Source organism: Sphaerisporangium sp. NPDC051011, assembly GCF_040653595.1.
In the GTDB taxonomy this organism is placed as follows: Bacteria; Actinomycetota; Actinomycetes; order Streptosporangiales; family Streptosporangiaceae; genus Sphaerisporangium.
Window position 1 is genome coordinate 222,732 of sequence record NZ_JBFAGG010000002.1, and the last position, 18,442, is coordinate 241,173.

18 protein-coding genes are annotated in these 18,442 nt (G+C 70.6%); 15 read left to right on the forward strand and 3 right to left on the reverse strand.

Annotation, left to right across the window (positions count from 1 at the left end; genetic code table 11):
• The first annotated feature begins 299 nt into the window (after window positions 1–299).
• The 10 genes from rsmD to ftsY all read left to right on the forward strand — a co-directional run bounded on the left by rsmD (window position 300) and on the right by ftsY (window position 9,912).
• A complete protein-coding gene (gene rsmD / locus AB0H21_RS05150; RefSeq protein ID WP_358511942.1) occupies window positions 300–869 on the forward strand; it encodes a 16S rRNA (guanine(966)-N(2))-methyltransferase RsmD in 570 nt (189 codons plus the stop codon).
• A 16-nt stretch (window positions 870–885) separates the two neighbouring features.
• Window positions 886–1,362 carry a pantetheine-phosphate adenylyltransferase gene (gene coaD, locus AB0H21_RS05155; protein WP_358511945.1) on the forward strand — a complete coding sequence of 159 codons (477 nt, stop codon included), beginning with the start codon at window positions 886–888 and terminating at the stop codon, window positions 1,360–1,362.
• A 48-nt stretch (window positions 1,363–1,410) separates the two neighbouring features.
• A complete protein-coding gene (locus AB0H21_RS05160; protein WP_358511948.1) occupies window positions 1,411–1,992 on the forward strand; it encodes a DUF177 domain-containing protein in 582 nt (193 codons plus the stop codon).
• Between the two features lies 1 nt (window position 1,993).
• The gene (gene rpmF, locus AB0H21_RS05165) at window positions 1,994–2,173 is read left to right on the forward strand and encodes a 50S ribosomal protein L32 (protein WP_358511951.1); all 180 of its coding nucleotides are present in this window, start codon (window positions 1,994–1,996) and stop codon (window positions 2,171–2,173) included.
• Between the two features lie 263 nt (window positions 2,174–2,436).
• Complete coding sequence (gene rnc, locus AB0H21_RS05170) at window positions 2,437–3,150, forward strand: ribonuclease III (RefSeq protein WP_358513019.1); 714 nt, start codon at window positions 2,437–2,439, stop codon at window positions 3,148–3,150.
• Window positions 3,151–3,153: 3 nt separating this feature from the next.
• Window positions 3,154–4,029 (forward strand): bifunctional DNA-formamidopyrimidine glycosylase/DNA-(apurinic or apyrimidinic site) lyase, encoded by an 876-nt coding sequence (gene mutM, locus AB0H21_RS05175; protein WP_358511954.1) that lies wholly within the window; start codon window positions 3,154–3,156, stop codon window positions 4,027–4,029.
• Complete coding sequence (locus AB0H21_RS05180; protein ID WP_358511957.1) at window positions 4,026–4,316, forward strand: acylphosphatase; 291 nt, start codon at window positions 4,026–4,028, stop codon at window positions 4,314–4,316. The genes mutM and AB0H21_RS05180 overlap by 4 nt, the downstream gene beginning before the upstream one ends.
• Before the next feature lie 189 nt (window positions 4,317–4,505).
• Window positions 4,506–4,700 (forward strand): hypothetical protein, encoded by a 195-nt coding sequence (locus AB0H21_RS05185; protein ID WP_114027795.1) that lies wholly within the window; start codon window positions 4,506–4,508, stop codon window positions 4,698–4,700.
• Window positions 4,701–4,943: 243 nt separating this feature from the next.
• Window positions 4,944–8,624, forward strand: coding sequence for a chromosome segregation protein SMC (gene smc / locus AB0H21_RS05190; protein WP_358511960.1), 3,681 nt, complete (start codon window positions 4,944–4,946; stop codon window positions 8,622–8,624).
• Between the two features lie 112 nt (window positions 8,625–8,736).
• A complete protein-coding gene (gene ftsY / locus AB0H21_RS05195; RefSeq protein WP_358511963.1) occupies window positions 8,737–9,912 on the forward strand; it encodes a signal recognition particle-docking protein FtsY in 1,176 nt (391 codons plus the stop codon).
• A gap of 110 nt (window positions 9,913–10,022) precedes the next feature.
• Here ftsY and AB0H21_RS05200 read toward each other — a convergent pair whose 3' ends face one another.
• Window positions 10,023–11,096, reverse strand: coding sequence for a PLP-dependent cysteine synthase family protein (locus AB0H21_RS05200; RefSeq protein WP_358511966.1), 1,074 nt, complete (start codon window positions 11,094–11,096; stop codon window positions 10,023–10,025).
• A gap of 285 nt (window positions 11,097–11,381) precedes the next feature.
• On the opposite strand from AB0H21_RS05200, the gene AB0H21_RS05205 reads away from it, so the two are divergent.
• Window positions 11,382–11,975, forward strand: a complete 594-nt coding sequence (locus AB0H21_RS05205) for a sigma-70 family RNA polymerase sigma factor (RefSeq protein ID WP_358511969.1) — start codon at window positions 11,382–11,384, stop codon at window positions 11,973–11,975.
• 122 nt (window positions 11,976–12,097) lie between these two features.
• On the opposite strand, the gene AB0H21_RS05210 is transcribed toward AB0H21_RS05205, so the two are convergent.
• Window positions 12,098–12,940 (reverse strand): DMT family transporter, encoded by an 843-nt coding sequence (locus tag AB0H21_RS05210; RefSeq protein ID WP_358511972.1) that lies wholly within the window; start codon window positions 12,938–12,940, stop codon window positions 12,098–12,100.
• 85 nt (window positions 12,941–13,025) lie between these two features.
• On the opposite strand from AB0H21_RS05210, the gene AB0H21_RS05215 reads away from it, so the two are divergent.
• The 4 genes from AB0H21_RS05215 (at window position 13,026) to AB0H21_RS05230 (ending at window position 16,432) form a co-directional block, all read left to right on the forward strand.
• Window positions 13,026–13,649: an XRE family transcriptional regulator gene (locus AB0H21_RS05215; protein WP_358511974.1), complete on the forward strand. Its 624-nt coding sequence runs from the start codon at window positions 13,026–13,028 to the stop codon at window positions 13,647–13,649.
• A gap of 172 nt (window positions 13,650–13,821) precedes the next feature.
• Window positions 13,822–14,127 (forward strand): hypothetical protein, encoded by a 306-nt coding sequence (locus AB0H21_RS05220; protein WP_358511977.1) that lies wholly within the window; start codon window positions 13,822–13,824, stop codon window positions 14,125–14,127.
• 32 nt (window positions 14,128–14,159) lie between these two features.
• Window positions 14,160–15,047: a polysaccharide deacetylase family protein gene (locus AB0H21_RS05225; RefSeq protein ID WP_358511980.1), complete on the forward strand. Its 888-nt coding sequence runs from the start codon at window positions 14,160–14,162 to the stop codon at window positions 15,045–15,047.
• A gap of 146 nt (window positions 15,048–15,193) precedes the next feature.
• Window positions 15,194–16,432 carry a family 16 glycosylhydrolase gene (locus tag AB0H21_RS05230; protein WP_358511983.1) on the forward strand — a complete coding sequence of 413 codons (1,239 nt, stop codon included), beginning with the start codon at window positions 15,194–15,196 and terminating at the stop codon, window positions 16,430–16,432.
• A 102-nt stretch (window positions 16,433–16,534) separates the two neighbouring features.
• Here the strand turns inward: AB0H21_RS05230 and typA are convergent, their stop codons facing one another.
• The gene (typA, locus tag AB0H21_RS05235) at window positions 16,535–18,388 is read right to left on the reverse strand and encodes a translational GTPase TypA (protein WP_358511986.1); all 1,854 of its coding nucleotides are present in this window, start codon (window positions 18,386–18,388) and stop codon (window positions 16,535–16,537) included.
• Window positions 18,389–18,442: the final 54 nt, after the last annotated feature.

The following is an 18,442-nucleotide window of genomic DNA, read 5'->3' on the forward strand; positions in this document are numbered from 1 at the left end:
AAACGGGACGGGCCGGGGCCCCGAAACGAAAAATGACCCAGGGCCCAGCCTTGGGACGGCCTCCCCCCGAATGCCGTCCCCGGCTGGGCCCACCCTCGGGTCAGGTGCCGAGGGCACCGGCGCGCGGAAGGGCTCACGATCACGCCGGTCGGCCTTCCCCTGGGTCACCATGAAGGCCGCAGAACTCATCATGTGGGCTCGGGGGGCCCGGGGGAACGACCCTTGCGCATTCGTCGCCGACACTTGGCCACTCTTGACCTGAGGACTCGCCGCACGCGTGGGGCGGAGAGAATGGGCAGGTGACCCGAGTCATCGCAGGGACCGCCGGTGGGCGGCGCATCTCCGTCCCGCCGGGGCGCGGCACGCGGCCGACCAGCGACCGCGCCCGGGAGGGCCTGTTCTCGACCGTAGGCTCGCTGCTGGGCCCGCTGGACGGCGCGCGGGTGCTCGACCTGTACGCCGGGTCGGGCGCGGTCGGCCTGGAGGCGCTGTCGCGTGGGGCGGCGCACGCGCTGCTGGTGGAGAACGACACCAAGGCGATCCGGACGATCCGGGCGAACATCGCGGCGCTGGGCATGACCGGGGCCGTGGTGACGGGTGACAAGGTGGAGCGGGTGGTGGCCGGCGCGTGCCCGGAGCCGTACGACTTCGTGTTCGCCGACCCTCCGTACGCGGTCACCGACGAGGCCGTCCAGGAGGTTCTCGAGCGGCTGCGCGACAACGGATGGCTCGCCGAGGACGCCCTGGTCGCGGTGGAGCGCGAGTCACGCGGGAAGGATCTGATCTGGCCTTCGGGGTTCGAAGAGGAGAGGGTCCGTCGATATGGTGAAGCGTCCGTTTGGTACGGTCGCGCCGCCGGGAACCAGTGAAACTGGGGGGTAAGCCTTGCGTCGTGTCGTCTGCCCGGGGTCCTTCGATCCCGTCACCAACGGCCATCTCGACATCATCGGCCGGACGTCCCGGCTCTACGACGAGGTCGTCGTCGCGGTGTTGATCAACGTCGAGAAGAAGAGCCTGTTCACCGTCGACGAGCGTATCCAGACGCTGGAGGCGGTCACCCGCGAGTACGGCAACGTGCGGGTGGAGAAGTTCCACGGGCTGCTGGTCGACTTCTGCAAGCAGCAGGGCATCCCGACGATCGTGAAGGGGCTGCGCGCGGTCAGCGACTTCGACTACGAGTTGCAGATGGCCCAGCTCAACTACCGGATGTCGGGTGTCGAGACGTTGTTCATGTCGACCAATCCGGAATACTCGTTCCTGTCGTCGAGCAGGCTGAAGGAGATCGCCCGCTATGGCGGGGACATCTCCGGGCTCGTGCCCGAGCTCGTTCGCAAGATGCTCGTCGAGCGGCTACGCGGCTGAGTCCTGGTATCCTTTCTAATCGGCCTTGTACGACGGCGGGGATTCGCCATGCCTCAAGAGAGCAGGAAGACGCTGCATAGCCTCGACCCCCGAGCCCCTTGGGTGATTTCCACTCACGATCTGGGGCGACGACCGGGATCTATGCGTGAGATCTCCCGTGCGCTCCCGGCACCGGCGAACCTTTCCGTCGGCATGATCGGCGTCCTCAAGGGCGCCGAGATCGAGCTGCGCATGCGGCTCGAGGCGGTGATGGAAGGCGTGCTCGTGACGGGCACGGCGACGGCTCCGCTCAGCGGAGAATGCTCGCGCTGTCTGGATCCCCTGAACTCGGAGATCGAGGTCGGGTTCCAGGAGCTCTTCTTCTACTCCGCGGAGGACGCCGCCGAGGACGACCTGCTCCTCGATGGCGAGCTTCTCGACCTGGAACCGACGTTCCGCGACGCGGTGGTGCTCGCACTGCCGCTGAGCCCGGTGTGCGGTGAAGACTGCCCCGGGTTGTGCGTGGAGTGCGGGGCCAAGCTGGCCGAGGCCGGCCTTGACCACGGGCATGAGAAGGTCGACGCCCGCTGGGCGGCGCTGCGGAGTTTGCAAAGTCAGAACGGAAACGACCAGAAAAACCAGGAGGGTTGACGTGGCCGTCCCCAAGCGGAAGATGTCGCGCAGCAACACCCGCGCCCGCCGCGCGCAGTGGAAGACCGCCGCGCCCGCGCTCGTGAGCTGTAACCAGTGCCGGTCGCCGAAGCTGCAGCACGTCGTCTGCCCGACCTGCGGCACCTACAACCGCCGTCAGGTCATCGAACCGTCGGCCTGATCACGCCCATGCGGTGGCCGGTGATGCGGCCGGATGCGACGTCATCCGGCCCATGACCGTCCGCCGTGAAGGCGTGCGGTGGCGGTTCGCCCGCGGCCGTGGTGGGCGCCGGGGTTGCCGCAATCTCCCGGCGTCCACCACGTTTTCGGGCACTTCCCGCGTTATCCGCCATCGCGACCAAGGTCGTGACGTGCTGCGTGACGGCCGGAGAAACCGTCCGAGGAGGAGACGTGGCCGCAGGTGGTAAGCCGGTCGCCGTAGAGATCGCGAGGGACGAGCTGTTCAACGTCCTCGCCGTCCGGCTGGATGATTCCCTTTTGGAGCGGGCGCTGACGCACCGCTCGTACGCCTACGAGAACGGTGGCCTGCCCACCAACGAGCGCCTGGAGTTCCTGGGCGACTCCGTGCTGGGCCTGGTGGTCACCGACACGCTGTTCCGGGGTCACCCCGACCTGCCCGAGGGGCAGCTCGCCAAGCTGCGGGCCGCGGTGGTCAACATGCGCGCGCTCGCCGACGTCGCCCGCACGCTGGACCTCGGCCGCTTCATGCGCCTCGGCCGAGGCGAGGAGGGCACGGGCGGCCGTGACAAGTCCTCGATCCTCGCCGACACCCTGGAGGCGCTGATCGGCGCCGTGTACGTCGACAAGGGCCTGGACGAGGCGTTCCGCGTGGTCCACCTGCTGTTCGACCCGCTGATCGTCCGCTCGGCGTCGCTCGGCGCGGGCCTGGACTGGAAGACCTCGCTGCAGGAGCTGACGGCCTCCGAGATGCTCGGCGTCCCCGAGTACCACGTGGACGAGAGCGGTCCCGACCACGCCAAGTCGTTCACCGCGGTCGTCCGGGTGGGCGGCCAGGAGTACGGCTCGGGCGCGGGCCGCAGCAAGAAGGAAGCCGAGCAGCAGGCCGCCGAGGCCGCGTGGACGGCGATCCGCGCGCGCAGCGAGGCCCGCGAGAAGCTGGAGAAGGCGGCTAGCTAGATCATGCCCGAGCTGCCGGAGGTCGAGGTCGTGCGGCGCGGCCTGTCGCGCTGGGTCGCGGGCCGCACGATCGTCGAGGCCGAGGTCCTGCACGCCCGCGCGATCCGCAGGCACGTGCCGGGCGCCGCCGAGTTCGCCGGCAGGCTGGCGGGCCGCACCCTGCTGTCGGCCGAGCGCCGCGGCAAGTACCTCTGGATGCCCCTCGGCGAGGCGGGGCGGCCGGGCGAGGCCGTCGACTCCCTGCTCGCCCACCTGGGCATGAGCGGCCAGCTCCTGGTCGTGGATCCGGGCTCTCCGGTGGAGAAGCACCTGCGGGTGCGGCTGAGCTTCGACGACGGCGGCCCCGAGCTGCGGTTCGTCGACCAGCGCACGTTCGGGCACCTGCTGGTGGCGCCGCTGGTGCCTCTGGCGCGCTCGGTGCCCCAGACGATCGTCCACATCGCGGCGGATCCGCTGGAGGACGCCTTCGACGACGACGCGTTCGCGCGGAAGCTGGCCGTCCGGCAGACCGAGATCAAGCGCGCGCTGCTCGACCAGTCGCTGATCAGCGGGGTCGGCAACATCTACGCGGACGAGGCGTTGTGGCGGGTGCGGCTGCACGGTGGCACGCCGACCCGGGCGCTGGGCGCGCGCAAGGCGGCCGAGCTGCTCGCGGTGGTGCGCGAGGTCATGGGGGAGGCCCTGGGCCAGGGCGGCACGTCGTTCGACAGCCTGTACGTCAACGTGAACGGCGAGAGCGGCTACTTCGACCGGTCGCTCAACGTCTACGGCCGTGAGGGCGAGCCGTGCGGACGCTGCGGCGCGCCAGTCCTGCGCGAAGCGTTCATGAACAGGTCCTCCTACAGTTGCCCGCGATGTCAACCCAGGACACTTCAATGAGCATTTCGGACTCGGGTGACGTACGTCTCAATGCGTGGGTCCGGGGCCACGTCCAAGGGGTCGGATTCCGCTGGTGGACGCGGGCGCGGGCCCTGGAGCTCGGCCTGGTGGGGTCGGCGTCGAACCTGGCCGACGGCCGGGTGGAGGTCGTCGCGGAGGGTCCTCGCGACGTGTGTGAGAAGCTCCTCGCCCTGCTCAGGGGTGGTACGACGCCGGGGCGGGTAGATGCAGTGGTGGAGCGCTGGACGCCGGTTCGAGGTGGTTTTGGTGGATTTGTGGAGCGGTAGCCGCTTCCCTTAAACCCCCTAAATGCGGTATATTTACATGTCGGGAGTGCCCATTGGTGCATTCATGGGGAGCGTTCAACTTGACCGCCTCCATCGCCGGTGCGACTCTTGAGAGGAAACACGCGCACCCCTCCCGCGGTTACAAGTGCGCGACCCAGTTTGGTCACTCAGCGTGGAGGACCCTTAACCATGGCGAAGGCTCTACTCGGCCACGTCGGCGGTCTCGACCCTCGGATGGTCTCGGAAATGCGCCGTCTTCAGCAGCGGATCCGGGATCTGGAGGCTGAGCTCACAAGGCTCCAGGCGCAGAACGACGCTCTCGCGGCACAGTCGCGGGACGAGGAGTTCACCCGTCTGCAGGATCGCGAGCCGGCCCTCACCTGAGGATCGGTACGGCAACACACCGTCAGGGACGCCCCTCAAAGGCGTCCCTTCGTGTTGTACAGCCAGTTCTCCCCGGCACCCCTGGCGCACCCACGGGGGCCCGGTTCGCGTCCGCACACCGCGTGAACGAAGACGGCGCCTTAGGCACACACGTGGGCCCGAGCGAGTAGTGTGCCCCGCATGGATCGTCCAGGTCACGGGTGACCTCGGCGGATCGGATTCGGCGGGGAGGTCGGCGGCGCGGTGTATCTGAAGAACCTGACGCTGCGCGGCTTCAAGTCCTTCGCCTCGGCCACCGCCCTGCGGTTCGAGCCCGGCATCACCTGCGTGGTCGGCCCCAACGGGTCGGGGAAGTCCAACGTCGTCGACGCGCTCGCCTGGGTGATGGGCGAGCACAGCGCCAAGTCGCTGCGCGGCGGCAAGATGGAGGACGTCATCTTCGCCGGCACGTCCTCCCGGCCGCCGCTCGGCCGCGCCGAGGTCACGCTGACGATCGACAACACCGACGGCGCGCTCCCGATCGACTACACCGAGGTCACGATCAGCCGGCTGATGTTCCGGTCGGGCCAGAGCGAGTACGCGATCAACGGCGACACCTGCCGGCTCCTCGACATCCAGGAGCTGCTGTCGGACTCCGGCATCGGCCGTGAGATGCACGTCATCGTGGGCCAGGGCCAGCTCGACACCGTCCTGCACGCCGGCCCCGAGGAGCGCCGGGCCTTCATCGAGGAGGCCGCGGGCGTCCTGAAGCACCGCAAGCGCAAAGAGAAGGCGCTGCGCAAGCTCGACGCCATGCAGGCCAACCTCACCCGCGTCCAGGACCTGGTGAACGAACTGCGCCGCCAGCTCAAGCCGCTGGGCCGCCAGGCCGAGATCGCGCGCAAGGCCGCGGTGATCCAGGCCGACCTGCGCGACGCCCGGCTGCGCCTGCTCGCCGACGACGTCGTGCGGCTGCGCACCCGCCTGGACCAGGAGGCCGCCGACGAGGCCGTCGTGCGCGTCCGGCGCGCCGAGGTCGAGGGCGAGCTGGAGACCGGCCAGACGCGTGAGGCCGAGCTGGAGGTCGCCGAGAGCACCGCCCAGCCCCGCCTGGCCGCCGCCCAGGAGACCTACTACCGCCTGGCCGCCCTGAAGGAGCGCTTCCACAGCGTCGAGACGCTGGCGAGCGAACGGCAGCGGCACGCCGTCGAGGCGGCGTCGATCGAGCGGCGCGGGCGCGACCCGGAGGACTACGAGCGCGAGGCCGCCGAGGTCCGCGAGCGCGAGAAGACGCTCAAGGCCGAGCTGGAGGAGGCCGAGGCCGTCCTCGAACAGGCCGTCTGGCGGCGTACGGAGGCCGAGGAGGCGCTGGCGGGCGAGGAGCGTCGCCTGGCCGCCGCGGCGCGGGCGGCGGCCGACCGGCGGGAGAGCCTGGCCCGGCTGCGGGGCGAGGTCGCCGCGGTGCGCGGTCGCGCGCGGGCCGCCGAGGAGGAGATCGGGCGTCTCGGCAAGGCCCTGGCGGAGGCGCGGCAGCGCAGCGAGCGCGCCCGCGAGGACCACGAGGCCGAGCGCCTCGCCGAGCCCGCCGCCGAGCCCGGCCTGGCCGAGGAGCTGGCCCTGGCGCAGGAGGGCGTCGCCGAGTCCGAGGTGGTGGTCGAGGAGGCCAGGGCCGCGGTCCAGGAGGCCAGGGCGGCCGTCGAGGCCCCGAGGAAGGCCCTCGCGGAGGCGAGGTCGGCGGTGGCCGCGGCCCGCGCGGCCGACCAGGAGGCGCAGCGCGGCCTCGCCGCCCTGGAGGCCCGGCGCGACGCCCTGGAGATGGGCCTCTCGCAGGGCGCGGACGGCGGCGCGGCGCTGCTGGCGGCCGGCCTGCCCGGCGTGCTCGGGCCGCTCGCCGCCGTGATGACCGTGCGGTCCGGGGCCGAGGTCGCCGTGGCCGCAGTGCTCGGCGCGGCGGCGGAGGCGGTGGCCGTCGAGTCGCAGGCCACCGTCGTGGAGGCACTGGAGCTGCTGCGGGCCAAGGGCGCGGGCCGGGCGGGCCTGGTCGTCGCCTCCGCCGCTCCCGTCACGCGGCCCGCCCCGGCCGGCGGGGCCCAGTGGGCGGCCGACCTGGTCACCGTCCCGGGCGAGCTGCGCCCGGCCGCCGAGGGCCTGCTGGCGGGGGTCGTGGTGGTGGACGATCTGCCGGCCGCCACCCGGCTCGTCCAGGAACGCCCGGATCTTCGGGCGGTCACCTGGGCGGGCGACCTGGTGGGCGCCCACTACGCCTACGGCGGATCCGGCGGCGGCGCGTCCGTCCTGCAGATGCGCACCGCGCTGGACGAGGCCGTGGCCGCCTTGGCCGAGGCCGCCGCCACCGCCGAGCGGACGGGCGAGGCGCTGGAGGAGGCCGCCGAAGAGGAGCGGGCCGCCCAGCAGGCCGTCGAGGCCGCCCAGGCACGCGCGGCGCAGGCCCAGACCGGCGTGGACGCCGCCCAGGCGGGGGTGAAGGCCGCCCAGGGCGTGCTGGACGGCCTGCGCGGCAGGCAGCGCGAGGCCGACCAGCGGCAGGCCGCCGTGGCCCGCAGGCTGGCCCAGCTCGACGCCGCCGCGAACGCCGCGAGCCAGGAGTGCGAGCGGCTGGCCGCGAACGTCACCGCCGCCGAGGAGGCCCGCGACCGCCATCTCGCGGGCGTGGCCGAGCTGGAGGAGCGCCTCGCCGAGGCCGAGTACGCCGACGAGCTGACTGCCGAGCCGACCACCGAGACGCGCGACGAGCTGGCCTCGGCCTGTTCGGTCGCCCGGCAGGCCGAGATGGAGGCCCGCCTGTCCGTCCGTACGGCCGAGGAGCGCGTCAAGGGCATCGCGGGCCGGGCCGACCAGCTCATGCGGGCGGCCAGGCGCGAGCGCGAGGAGCGCGCCGGGGCCGCCGCGCTGCGCGAGCGCCGCCGCGCGCAGGCGCAGGTCGCCGAGGCGGTGGTCCACGGCGCCGGGCGTGCGCTCGGGGTGCTGGAGGCGTCCCTGGCCGCCGCCGCCGACGAACGCGACGACTCCGAGCGGGCCCGGGGCGAGATCGACGCCGAGCTGAAGGCCGTCCGGGTCCGGGTGCGGGAGCTGTCCGGCGAGCTGGACAAGCTGGTCAACCGCGTGCACGGCACCGAGGTCGCCCGCACCGAGCAGCGGCTGCGCCTGGAGCAGATGGAGACCCGGGCGATGGAGGAGTACGGCGTCGAGGTCGACGCCCTGACCGCCGAGTACGGTCCCGAGCAGCCGGTGCCGGTGGGCGACGGCGAGCCGGTGCCGTACGTCCGCGAGGAGCAGGAGAAGCGGGCGCGGACGGCCGAGAGGCAGATGACGCAGCTCGGCAAGGTCAACCCGCTGGCGCTGGAGGAGTTCGCGGCGCTGGAGGAGCGGCACACCTTCCTGAACTCCCAGCTCGAGGACCTGCGCAAGACCCGGCGCGACCTGATGCTCGTCGTCAAGGAGGTCGACGAGCGGGTCGAGCAGGTCTTCACGGCCGCGTACGAGGACGTCGCCCGCGAGTTCGAGACGATCTTCACGCGCGTGTTCCCCGGCGGTGAGGGACGCCTGCTGCTGACCGATCCGTCCGACATGCTGACCACGGGGGTCGACGTCGAGGCCCGGCCGCCGGGCAAGAAGGTCAAGCGCCTGTCCCTGCTGTCGGGCGGGGAGCGGTCGCTGACGGCCGTGGCGTTCCTGATCTCCATCTTCAAGGCCCGCCCGTCGCCGTTCTACGTCATGGACGAGGTCGAGGCGGCGCTGGACGACACCAACACCCAGCGGCTTCTCACGCTGTTCGAGGAGCTCCGGCAGAGCTCGCAGCTCATCGTGATCACGCACCAGAAGCGGACGATGGAGATCGCGGACGCGCTGTACGGGGTGAGCATGCGCGGGGACGGGGTCACGCAGGTGGTCAGCCAGCGGCTTCGCGAGCGGGAAACCGCCTGAACTTAATGATCTTCAAAGTTCGTCCTACAAGTCGGGAAATATCGGTATAACCGCCGCAGGATGGGTGAGCCCGGGCGTCACCACGCCCGCCCGTCTGGAAAACTGGCTTCTTGTGGATGGGTATCTTGGCATCATTCTGATCGTGATCCTCGTCGCGCTGCTCGCGACGGGGGGCATGTTCCTGCTGTTCCGGCCCACGAAACGACACGCGCCGCCGGTCACGCCGCCGCAGGCGCCCACCCTTCCGGAGCGCGAACAGGCCCCGCCCACCGGCGTGATCGAGGACGAAACCGTCACGACCACCGTCCCGCCCCCGGCGCGGCCGGTGGAGCCCGTGGTGGTTCCCGAGATCGAGATCCCGCCCCCGTCGGCGGGCCGCATGGTGCGCCTGCGCGCCCGGCTGGCCCGCTCGCAGACCTCGCTCGGCAAGGGCCTGCTCGACCTGCTGTCCCGCGACCGCCTCGACGACGACGTCTGGGACGAGGTCGAGGACACGCTGATCACCGCCGACGTCGGCGTCGGGCCCACGCGCGCGATGGTCGACGAGCTGCGCACCAAGGTCAAGGTGCTCGGCTCCCGCGACCACGGCGAGGTGCGCGGCCTGCTGCGCGAGCAGTTGCTCACGCTCATCGGCGCCGACCTCGACCGCACGCTGCACACCGCACGTCACGGCGAGCGTCCCGCCGTCGTGCTCGTGGTCGGCGTCAACGGCACCGGCAAGACCACCACCACCGGCAAGCTCGCCCGCGCGCTCATCGGCGACGGCCGCAAGGTCGTCCTCGGCGCGGCCGACACCTTCCGCGCAGCCGCCGCCGACCAGCTCCAGACCTGGGGCGAGCGCGTAGGCGCGGAGGTCGTCCGCAAGGACGAGGGGGCCGACCCGGCGTCGGTGGCCTTCGACGCGGTCACCAAGGGCATCGACGACAAGGTCGACACCGTCATCGTCGACACCGCCGGCCGCCTCCACACCAAGACCGGCCTGATGGACGAGCTCGGCAAGGTCAAGCGCGTCATCGAGAAGAAGGCCACGGTGGACGAGGTCCTGCTCGTGCTGGACGCCACGACCGGCCAGAACGGCCTGCGGCAGGCCCAGGTGTTCGCCGAGGTCGTGAACGTCACCGGCATCGTGCTGACCAAGCTGGACGGCACGGCCAAGGGCGGCATCGTCGTCTCGGTCCAGCGCGAGCTGGGCGTCCCGGTCAAGCTGGTGGGCCTCGGCGAGGGCCCCGACGACCTGGCGCCCTTCGACGCCGAGGTCTTCGTGGACGCGATCCTCGGCAACACGTGAGGGCTCAAGGGCGCTCTCACCGCGCGAATGAAGAGAGCGTCATAGGCATGTGAGGGCTCTGGAGCGCCCTCACCGCGTGCACGAGAGAGCGCCATAGGCACGGCACGAGCTCAGGAACCGAGGAACGCGCGTAGCTCGCCGAGCGGGGGGTCGATGTCGATGCCGTGCTCGGCGAGCCAGCCGTCGTCGCCGTACGTGCCCCGGTAGCGCTCGCCGCCGTCGCAGATCAGCGTCACCACGCTGCCCCGCTCGCCGTTCTCGCGCATCTCCTTGATGAGCTCCACGGCCGCCGCGACGTTGGTCCCGGTGGATCCGCCGGCGTCGAGCCCGGTGACCTCCCGCACCCAGCGCATCGCGGCGATCGACGCGGCGTCCGGCACCTGGATCATGCGGTCGATGACCGTGGGCAGGAACGACGGCTCGACGCGCGGGCGGCCGATGCCCTCGATCCGGGAGCCGCGCGCCGTCCCGGCGTCCTCGCCGCCGACCCACGCCGGGTAGAACGCCGACCCGTCCGGGTCCACGACGGCCAGGCGGGTGGCGTGGCGGCGGTAGCGGATGTAGCGGCCGATGGTGGCCGAGGTGCCGCCCGTGCCGGCGCCGACGACGATCCAGGCGGGCTCGGGGTGGCGCTCCAGGGCCATCTGCTGGTAGATGCTCTCGGCGATGTTGTTGTTGCCCCGCCAGTCCGTGGCGCGCTCGGCGTAGGTGAACTGGTCCATGAAGTGGCCGCCGGTCTCCTCGGCCAGACGGTGGGACTCCTCGTAGATCGCCCGGGGGTCGTCCACGAGCCGGCACTTGCCGCCGTAGAACTCGATGAGCGCGATCTTCTCCGGCGAGGTGGAGGCGGGCATGACGGCGACGAACGGCAGGCCGAGCATACGGCAGAAGTACGCCTCGCTGACGGCGGTCGAGCCGCTGGACGCCTCGACGACGGTGGTGGACGGGCCGATGTGCCCGTTGGCGAGGCCGTACAGGAACAAGGACCTGGCCAGCCGGTGTTTCAACGAACCGGTGGGGTGGACGGACTCGTCCTTCAGGTAGAGGTCCACGCCCCAGCGCGGGGGCAGCGGGAAGACGTGCAGGTGGGTGTCGCAGCTGCGGTTGGCGTCCGCCTCCACCGTGCGGATCGCCTCGGCAACCCAGTCCCGCGTCGTCGGATCATGCCGGTCCACGTACTTCATGTCGCCACGGTACCGGCTGCCCGGTTCCATGTGAGCCTTACCACATTTTTCACCGTTTTGGGTGACGTCTGTTACTATAATGAAACTTGTCCGGCCTCGGTGTGACGTGGCCACCGTCGGCCAATCGCTTGATGACCCTCCTGACCAGCGACAACCCTTAACGTCACTCTTATGGGTGAACCATGAGCATGTGATGAGCCGTCAGATGGAGTAAAGCGGTTACCGAACCTGCATGGGTTCATGCCGGGCGGGTAACGGGGGTCAGGCAGGTTTGAGGGGGATTAGATGATCTCGATGACCGAACAGCAGCGTCGCGCGTGGTTCGAGCGTGACGTCATGCCCGTCACCAACCAGCTTTTCGCGTCCGCGATGCGCCTCACGCGCAACACGGCGGACGCCGAGGATCTCGTGCAGGAGACGGTGGCCAAGGCGTACACGTCCTACCACCAGTTCCGGCCGGGGACGAACCTCAAGGCGTGGCTGCACCGCATCCTGACGAACAACTTCATCAACGACTACCGCAAGCAGCAGCGGTCGCCGAAGCTGTCGGCCGCCGAGGACATCGAGGACTGGCAGCTCGCCGCCGCCGAGTCCCACATGTCGACCGGGCTGCGCTCCGCCGAGACCGAGGCCTTGGAGCAGCTCCCGGACAGCGTGGTCATGAACGCCCTGCGGTCCCTCCCGGAGGACTTCCGGGTCGCGGTGTACCTCGCCGACGTCGAGGGCTTCGCGTACAAGGAGATCGCCGAGCGCATGGGCACGCCGATCGGCACGGTCATGTCCCGCCTGCACCGCGGTCGCCGCCAGCTCAGGACGATGCTCGAAGGCTACGCCCACGACGAGGGCGTACGCCTCACCCCGGAGTTCCAGGCGGCCTGACGGGCGCTCTGGAGCTCCCGACCGCCTGACGGGCGCTCACCAAGGCCGGCACGGCACCCCGCCGGGCCGGCCTTCGCCTTGTCCGGGGCCGTATGTCCGCGTATGTCCGGGGGCGGCGGGGGTCAGGTCGTGGTGACGGCGATCAGCGCGATGGCGCCTAGGGCGAGGCCGATTCCGGACGCCTGGAGGGCGTTCAGGCGCTCCTTGAGCACCCAGCGGGCGAGCAGGAGCGTACTGGCCGGGTAGAGCGACACCAGCACCGCGACCACGACCAGCAGGCCGCGCTGCGCCGCCAGGACGTAGAGCACGTTGGCCCCCATGTCCATGACGCCCGCGGCGACGATCGCGGGGATCGCCCCCGGACCGGGCCGAAGCGTGCGCCCGCTGACCAGGGCGAGCGCGGCGACCAGGAAGATCGAGGCGAAGCGGGCGCCCAACAGCGGCCACAGGCCCGAGCCCTCGGGCGCCTGCTTGAGCAGGATGAAGAACGCGCCGAAGCCGAGGCCGGCGGCGAGCGCCTGGACGACCGGCCCGAGCGTGGCCCTGCCGCCCGCGGGGGCGGAGTCGCGCCCGACGAGGATCACCGCGCCGAGCGCGAGCGCCACCCCGGCCAGCGCGAGCGGCTCCGGGCGTTCGCCCATGGCCAGGCCGACCAGAACGGGCAGCGCCACGGACATGGTCGCGGTCGTCGGCGCCACCACCGACATGACGCCGCCGGCCAGAGCACGATAGAAGAAGATGACGGCGAGCCCGCCGCACAGCCCGGCCCCCATGCCCCAGGCCAGCGCGCCCATGCCGGGAGTGCCCGGGAGGAGCGGCAGCAGCGGGATCACGAACAGCAGCCCGGCGATCTGGGTGAGCAGGACGACGGCGAGGACGCGCGAGCGCCGCGTGGCGAGACCGCCGAAGAAGTCGGCCATGCCGTACACGACGGCGCAGATGGTCGCGAGCAGCACGGCCGTCATCGCGGTTCACCCTTCACTGGATTGCACTGTTAGTGCAATATATTGGGACTAATCCACTGCACACAACGGTCACTAAACTGCACTCATGCCGGATCCGGAGACCATCACGGCGGCGATCGCCAGCAACGTCCGCGCCCAGCGCGCCCACCGGGGCATGACCCTCGACGCGCTCGCCGCCCGGTCGGGGGTGAGCCGGGGCATGCTCGTCCAGATCGAGCAGTGCCGCACCAACCCCAGCGTGACCACGCTCACCCGCATCGCCGACGCCCTCGGGGTCACGGTCGCCCGCCTGGTCGAGGTGTCCGATACGCCGGTCGTCCGCGTGGTGCACGCCTCCGACGTCGTCACGCTGTGGCGCAGCGACAAGGGCGGCTCCGCGCGGCTGCTCGTGGGGTCCGACGCCCCGGCGATCCTGGAGATGTGGGACTGGACGCTCGCGCCGGGGGAGCACCACGACGGCGACGCGCACCCGTCCGGCACGCGCGAGATGCTGACCGTCCTGGAGGGCGAACTGACCCTGTCGGTGTACGGGCAGAGCCACGTCGTCGGGCTCGACGAGGCCGTGCTGTTCAGCGCCGACCGCCCCCACCGCTACGCCAACGAGACCGCCGGCCGCCTGCGCTTCATCATGGTCGTCACCGAACCCCGCCAAACCCCCGATGCGCCTGTGGCCGCGCCCCCGGGACGGCGTGTTCGGGGCGCCCCTTAGGCACAGTTTTCGTGAACGTCATCTCACGGACGCATCACGTCTCGCTCCGTGTGGTGCAAAGGAGGCGCCCATACGGGTACATCATCGGTGTGTCTGCGCTGAAGAGTCATCCCCCCGGCCGAGTTCCCGGCCGTGTCCCCGTCCGGCCGAGGGTCATCCGGGGGGTGGACGGGTGACCGACTCCCGCGCGGCCATGGCGAAGCTGCGCGTTGAGCTGGAGGGGCTTGGAGTCGCCGACGCGTACGTGGTGTGCGACGACGCCATCCTTTCTGTCTGGATCGGGCTGGTCGTCACGTTCCGTGATGGCTTTTACCGTTGGCAGGAGGGTGTGGTGAAACGTCGCCATCTGGGTACGGATCCGGTCGGATGTGCCATTCGGGTGGCACGTCGCTACGCGGAGTTGCACGCCGAGATTCCTCCCTGGTGGGAGGAGCTGGCGAAGACTCTGCGGGGGGAAACGGCTGAAAGGTACCCGTAACCCCCTGCCGCTGTTTCGGGGGGAGCGAGCGGGTGGCTGGATGTCGCGCTGGAGTACTGTGGCTGTGGTTTCCGCTCACGCTCTCGATGGCGCTGGTCCTGTCGGGATGCGGGGAGGTGTCCGCGCCGAGCCGGAGGAGCCAGAGGAATGAGGTCGTCCGCGTCCGGACGTCCGCGCCGGTCCGCCCGGCCGCCGATCCCGCGCTCGTGGCGCTGCGGGTGATCGTGCAGCAGCCCGGCTGGCCGGGCACCCGTCCCGTCGTGGCGCCGAACCGCCGGTCGATCCGCTGCGACCGGGTCAAGTGCGTGGCCCTGACCTTCGACGATGGGCCCTTCGACTACACCGGCAAGGTGCTCGACATGCTCGCCGCCTACCACGCGAAGGCGACGTTCTTCGTGGTCGGGCAGATGGTCAACCCCGTGACGCAGCCGTACCTGCGGCGCATGATCTCCGAGGGGCACGAGATCGGGAACCACTCCTGGGACCACCCCTCGCTGCCGTCGCTGTCCCGCGAGGCGCTGTCCGTCCAGCTCGAACGCACCCAGGAGTCGGTGCGGGCGGTCACGGGCGTCACGATGCGGCTGATGCGCCCGCCCTACGGCGCCACGGACGCCAAGGTGGGGGACGCCACGCGGAGCGCCGGTCTCGCGCAGATCCTGTGGGACGTCGACACCATGGACTGGCGTGACAAGGACAGCGCCGTCATCGCTCGTCGCGCCGCCGAGGCCAGGCCCGGCTCGGTCGTGCTGATGCACGACATCCACAGGACCACCGCCGATGCCGTGCCCCGCCTCCTCCACGAACTCGCGGAGAAGGGCTACACCTTCGTGACGGTCTCGGAGCTGTACGGGGGCCGCGAGCTGGCCGCCGGCAAGCGGTACGCGGGCGAGGCCGCCGAGGGGGAGCGCAAGCGCTCCTGAGGGGGCCGCGCACTGGCCTATCCACGGACATCGCCGTGCCCACGACGAGGTCCGAAATTTCATGAGAGCGCTCTCTTGACATGGACAATATCGTTGCCCGAAAGTTTCCGTAATGCTACATCCACGGATCCGATGAGGTGACCCGTATGGTCCGCCCCCCCAGTTCCAGAACGCTTCTCTCCATCGGTGCCGCTCTGTTCGCGGTGCTGGCGTTGCTCGTCCCCATGAGCGGCACCGCCAGCGCCGCCCCCGCCCCAGGCCCGCTCGTCTGGTCCGACGAGTTCAACGGGGCCGCCGGCAGTGCCGTCGACGCGTCGAAGTGGCGCTTCGACATCGGCGGCAGCGGCTGGGGCAACAACGAGCTGCAGTACTACACCGACAGCACCCGCAACGCCGCCATGGACGGCGCCGGGAACCTGGTGATCACCGCCCGTAAGGAGAACCCGGCCAACTACCAGTGCCACTACGGCACCTGCCAGTACACCTCCGCCCGCCTGCTCACCTCCGCGACCTTCACCCGCGCCTACGGGCGGTTCGAGGCGCGCATGAAGCTGCCGCGCGGCCAGGGCATCTGGCCCGCCTTCTGGATGCTCGGCAACGACCTCGGGTCGGTCGGCTGGCCCAACAGCGGTGAGATCGACATCATGGAGAACATCGGCCGCGAGCCCAGCACCGTCCACGGCACGATCCACGGCCCGGGTTACTCCGGTGCCGGCGGCATCGGCGCCGGGTACTCGATCGGCGGCGCGTTCGCCGACGCGTTCCACACCTTCGCCGTCGACTGGTCCCCGAACCTGATCGTCTGGTACGTCGACGGTAACGAGTACCAGCGCCGGACCCCGGCCGACCTCGGCGGCAACCGCTGGGTGTTCGACCACCCGTTCTTCATGATCATGAACCTGGCGGTCGGCGGGTACTGGCCCGGCAACCCCGACGGCTCCACCACCTTCCCGCAGAGCCTGACCGTCGACTACGTCCGCGTCTACGCCCAGCCGACGGGCTCGAACAGCAGGATCACCGGCATCGGCGGCAAGTGCGTCGACGTGGCCGGTGCCAACACCGCCAACGGCACGGCCGTCCAGCTCTACGACTGCAACGGCACCGGCGCCCAGAACTGGTCCTGGAACGGCGACGGCTCGGTGGGCGCCCTCGGCAAGTGCCTCGACGTCACCGGTGGCTCGACGGCCGGCGGCACCAAGGTGCAGTTGTACGACTGCAACGGCACCGGCGCCCAGAAGTGGACCTACAACTCCGGAACCGGGCAGATCGTCAACCCGCAGTCGAACAGGTGCCTCGACGCCACCGACGGCAGCTCCGCCAACGGCACCCGGCTGCAGATCTGGGACTGCAACGGCACCGCCGCCCAGAGGTGGACGCGTAGCTGACCCTCGCGTCTCCCGTAGGCCGGAAGCGGGCGCGTAGCCGACCCGCGCGTCCCCGGACGACCGAAGGGCCCTTCCCCGGTGGGGGAGGGCCCTTTTCGCGGGTCAGTTGCCGCGCTTGGCGCGGGCGGCGGTGCGGGCCCGGCTCGCGGCGTCCAGCACGACCTTGCGCAGGCGGACGGTTTCCGGGGTGATCTCGACGCATTCGTCCTCACGGCAGAACTCCAGCGCCTGCTCCAGCGAGAGCGTGCGCGGCGGGATGACCTTCTCGGTCTCCTCGCTCGTGGAGGACCGCATGTTCGTGAGCTTCTTCTCCTTGGTGATGTTGACGTCCATGTCGTCGGCGCGGCTGTTCTCGCCGACGATCATGCCCTCGTAGACCTCGGTGCCCGGCGAGGCGAACAGCGTGCCGCGCTCCTGGAGGTTGAGCATCGCGAACGCCGTGACCGCGCCCGCGCGGTCGGCCACCAGTGAGCCGCTGCTGCGGGTGCGCAGCTCCCCGAACCACGGCTCGTAGGCCTCGAAGACGTGGTGGACCAGGCCGGTGCCGCGCGTCTCGGTGAGGAACTCGGTGCGGAAGCCGATCAGGCCGCGGGCCGGGACCACGAACTCCATGCGGATCCAGCCGGTGCCGTGGTTGGTCATGTGCTCCATGCGGCCCTTGCGGATGGCCAGGAGCTGGGTGATCGCGCCGAGGTACTCTTCGGGCGCGTCGACCGTCAGCCGCTCGACCGGCTCGTGCACCTTGCCGTCGATCTCGCGGGTGACGACCTGCGGCTTGCCGACCGTCAGCTCGTAGCCCTCGCGGCGCATCTGCTCGACCAGAACGGCCAGCGCCAGCTCGCCGCGGCCTTGGACCTCCCACGCGTCGGGACGGTCGGTGGCGAGCACGCGCAGCGAGACGTTGCCGACCAGTTCCTTGTCGAGGCGGTCCTTCACCAGGCGGGCGGTGACCTTCGAGCCCTTGATCTTGCCGACCAGCGGGCTGGTGTTGGTGCCGATGGTCATCGAGATCGCGGGCTCGTCGACCGTGATCAGGGGCAGCGGGCGCGGGTCGTCCGGGTCGGCCAGCGTCTCGCCGATCATGATGTCGGGGATGCCGGCGATGGCGATGATGTCGCCGGGCCCGGCCTGCTCGGCGGGCTTGCGCTCCAGGGCCTCGGTCATCAGCAGCTCGCTGATCTTGACCCGCTGGATGCTGCCGTCGGTGCGGCACCAGGCGACCTGCTGCCCCTTCTTGATCGTGCCCTGGTGGACGCGGCACAGGGCGATGCGCCCGAGGTAGCTGGAGGCGTCCAGGTTGGTGACGTGGGCCTGGAGCGGGGCCAAGGGGTCGTACACCGGCGCCGGGATCGTCGAGGCGATCGTCTCGAACAGGGGCTCCAGGTCCTCGGAGTCGGGCATCCCGCCGTCCTGCGGGCGCTTGAGGCTCGCCCGGCCGGCCTTCGCGGAGGCGTAGACGATCGGGAAGTCGATCTGCTCCTCGGTGGCGTCCAGGTCCATGAAGAGCTCGTAGACCTCGTCGACGACCTCGGAGATGCGGGCGTCGGGGCGGTCGACCTTGTTGATGCAGAGGATGACCGGCATCTTGGCGATCAGCGCCTTGCGCAGTACGAAGCGCGTCTGGGGCAGCGGGCCCTCGGAGGCGTCGACCAGCAGGACCACGCCGTCGACCATCGACAGCCCGCGCTCGACCTCGCCGCCGAAGTCGGCGTGGCCGGGGGTGTCGATGATGTTGAGGGTCAGGTCTCCGTGCTTGACCGCGGTGTTCTTGGCGAGAATGGTGATGCCCTTCTCGCGCTCCAGGTCGTTGGAGTCCATGACCCGCTCGTCCACGTCCTGGTTGGCGCGGAAGGCCCCGGACTGCCAGAGCATGGCGTCCACCAGCGTGGTCTTGCCGTGGTCGACGTGCGCGATGATCGCGAGGTTCCGCAGGTCGTCGCGGCTGTTCAAAGGCATGATGGAATCTCGCTCTGGTTCGTGGAGGCCGGCCGCGGACTCTGCGGCCCAATC

Bases quoted from the DNA above. Each gene is read 5' to 3' on its own strand.
- AB0H21_RS05160 (WP_358511948.1), top strand. From the start codon at position 1,411: ATGCCTCAAGAGAGCAGGAAGACGCTGCATAGCCTCGACCCCCGAGCC.
- AB0H21_RS05215 (WP_358511974.1), top strand. From the start codon at position 13,026: ATGCCGGATCCGGAGACCATCACGGCGGCGATCGCCAGCAACGTCCGC.
- AB0H21_RS05185 (WP_114027795.1), top strand. From the start codon at position 4,506: ATGGCGAAGGCTCTACTCGGCCACGTCGGCGGTCTCGACCCTCGGATG.
- typA (WP_358511986.1), bottom strand. From the start codon at position 18,388: ATGCCTTTGAACAGCCGCGACGACCTGCGGAACCTCGCGATCATCGCG.
- AB0H21_RS05180 (WP_358511957.1), top strand. From the start codon at position 4,026: ATGAGCATTTCGGACTCGGGTGACGTACGTCTCAATGCGTGGGTCCGG.
- AB0H21_RS05210 (WP_358511972.1), bottom strand. From the start codon at position 12,940: ATGACGGCCGTGCTGCTCGCGACCATCTGCGCCGTCGTGTACGGCATG.
- AB0H21_RS05205 (WP_358511969.1), top strand. From the start codon at position 11,382: ATGATCTCGATGACCGAACAGCAGCGTCGCGCGTGGTTCGAGCGTGAC.
- AB0H21_RS05230 (WP_358511983.1), top strand. From the start codon at position 15,194: ATGGTCCGCCCCCCCAGTTCCAGAACGCTTCTCTCCATCGGTGCCGCT.
- mutM (WP_358511954.1), top strand. From the start codon at position 3,154: ATGCCCGAGCTGCCGGAGGTCGAGGTCGTGCGGCGCGGCCTGTCGCGC.
- AB0H21_RS05200 (WP_358511966.1), bottom strand. From the start codon at position 11,096: ATGAAGTACGTGGACCGGCATGATCCGACGACGCGGGACTGGGTTGCC.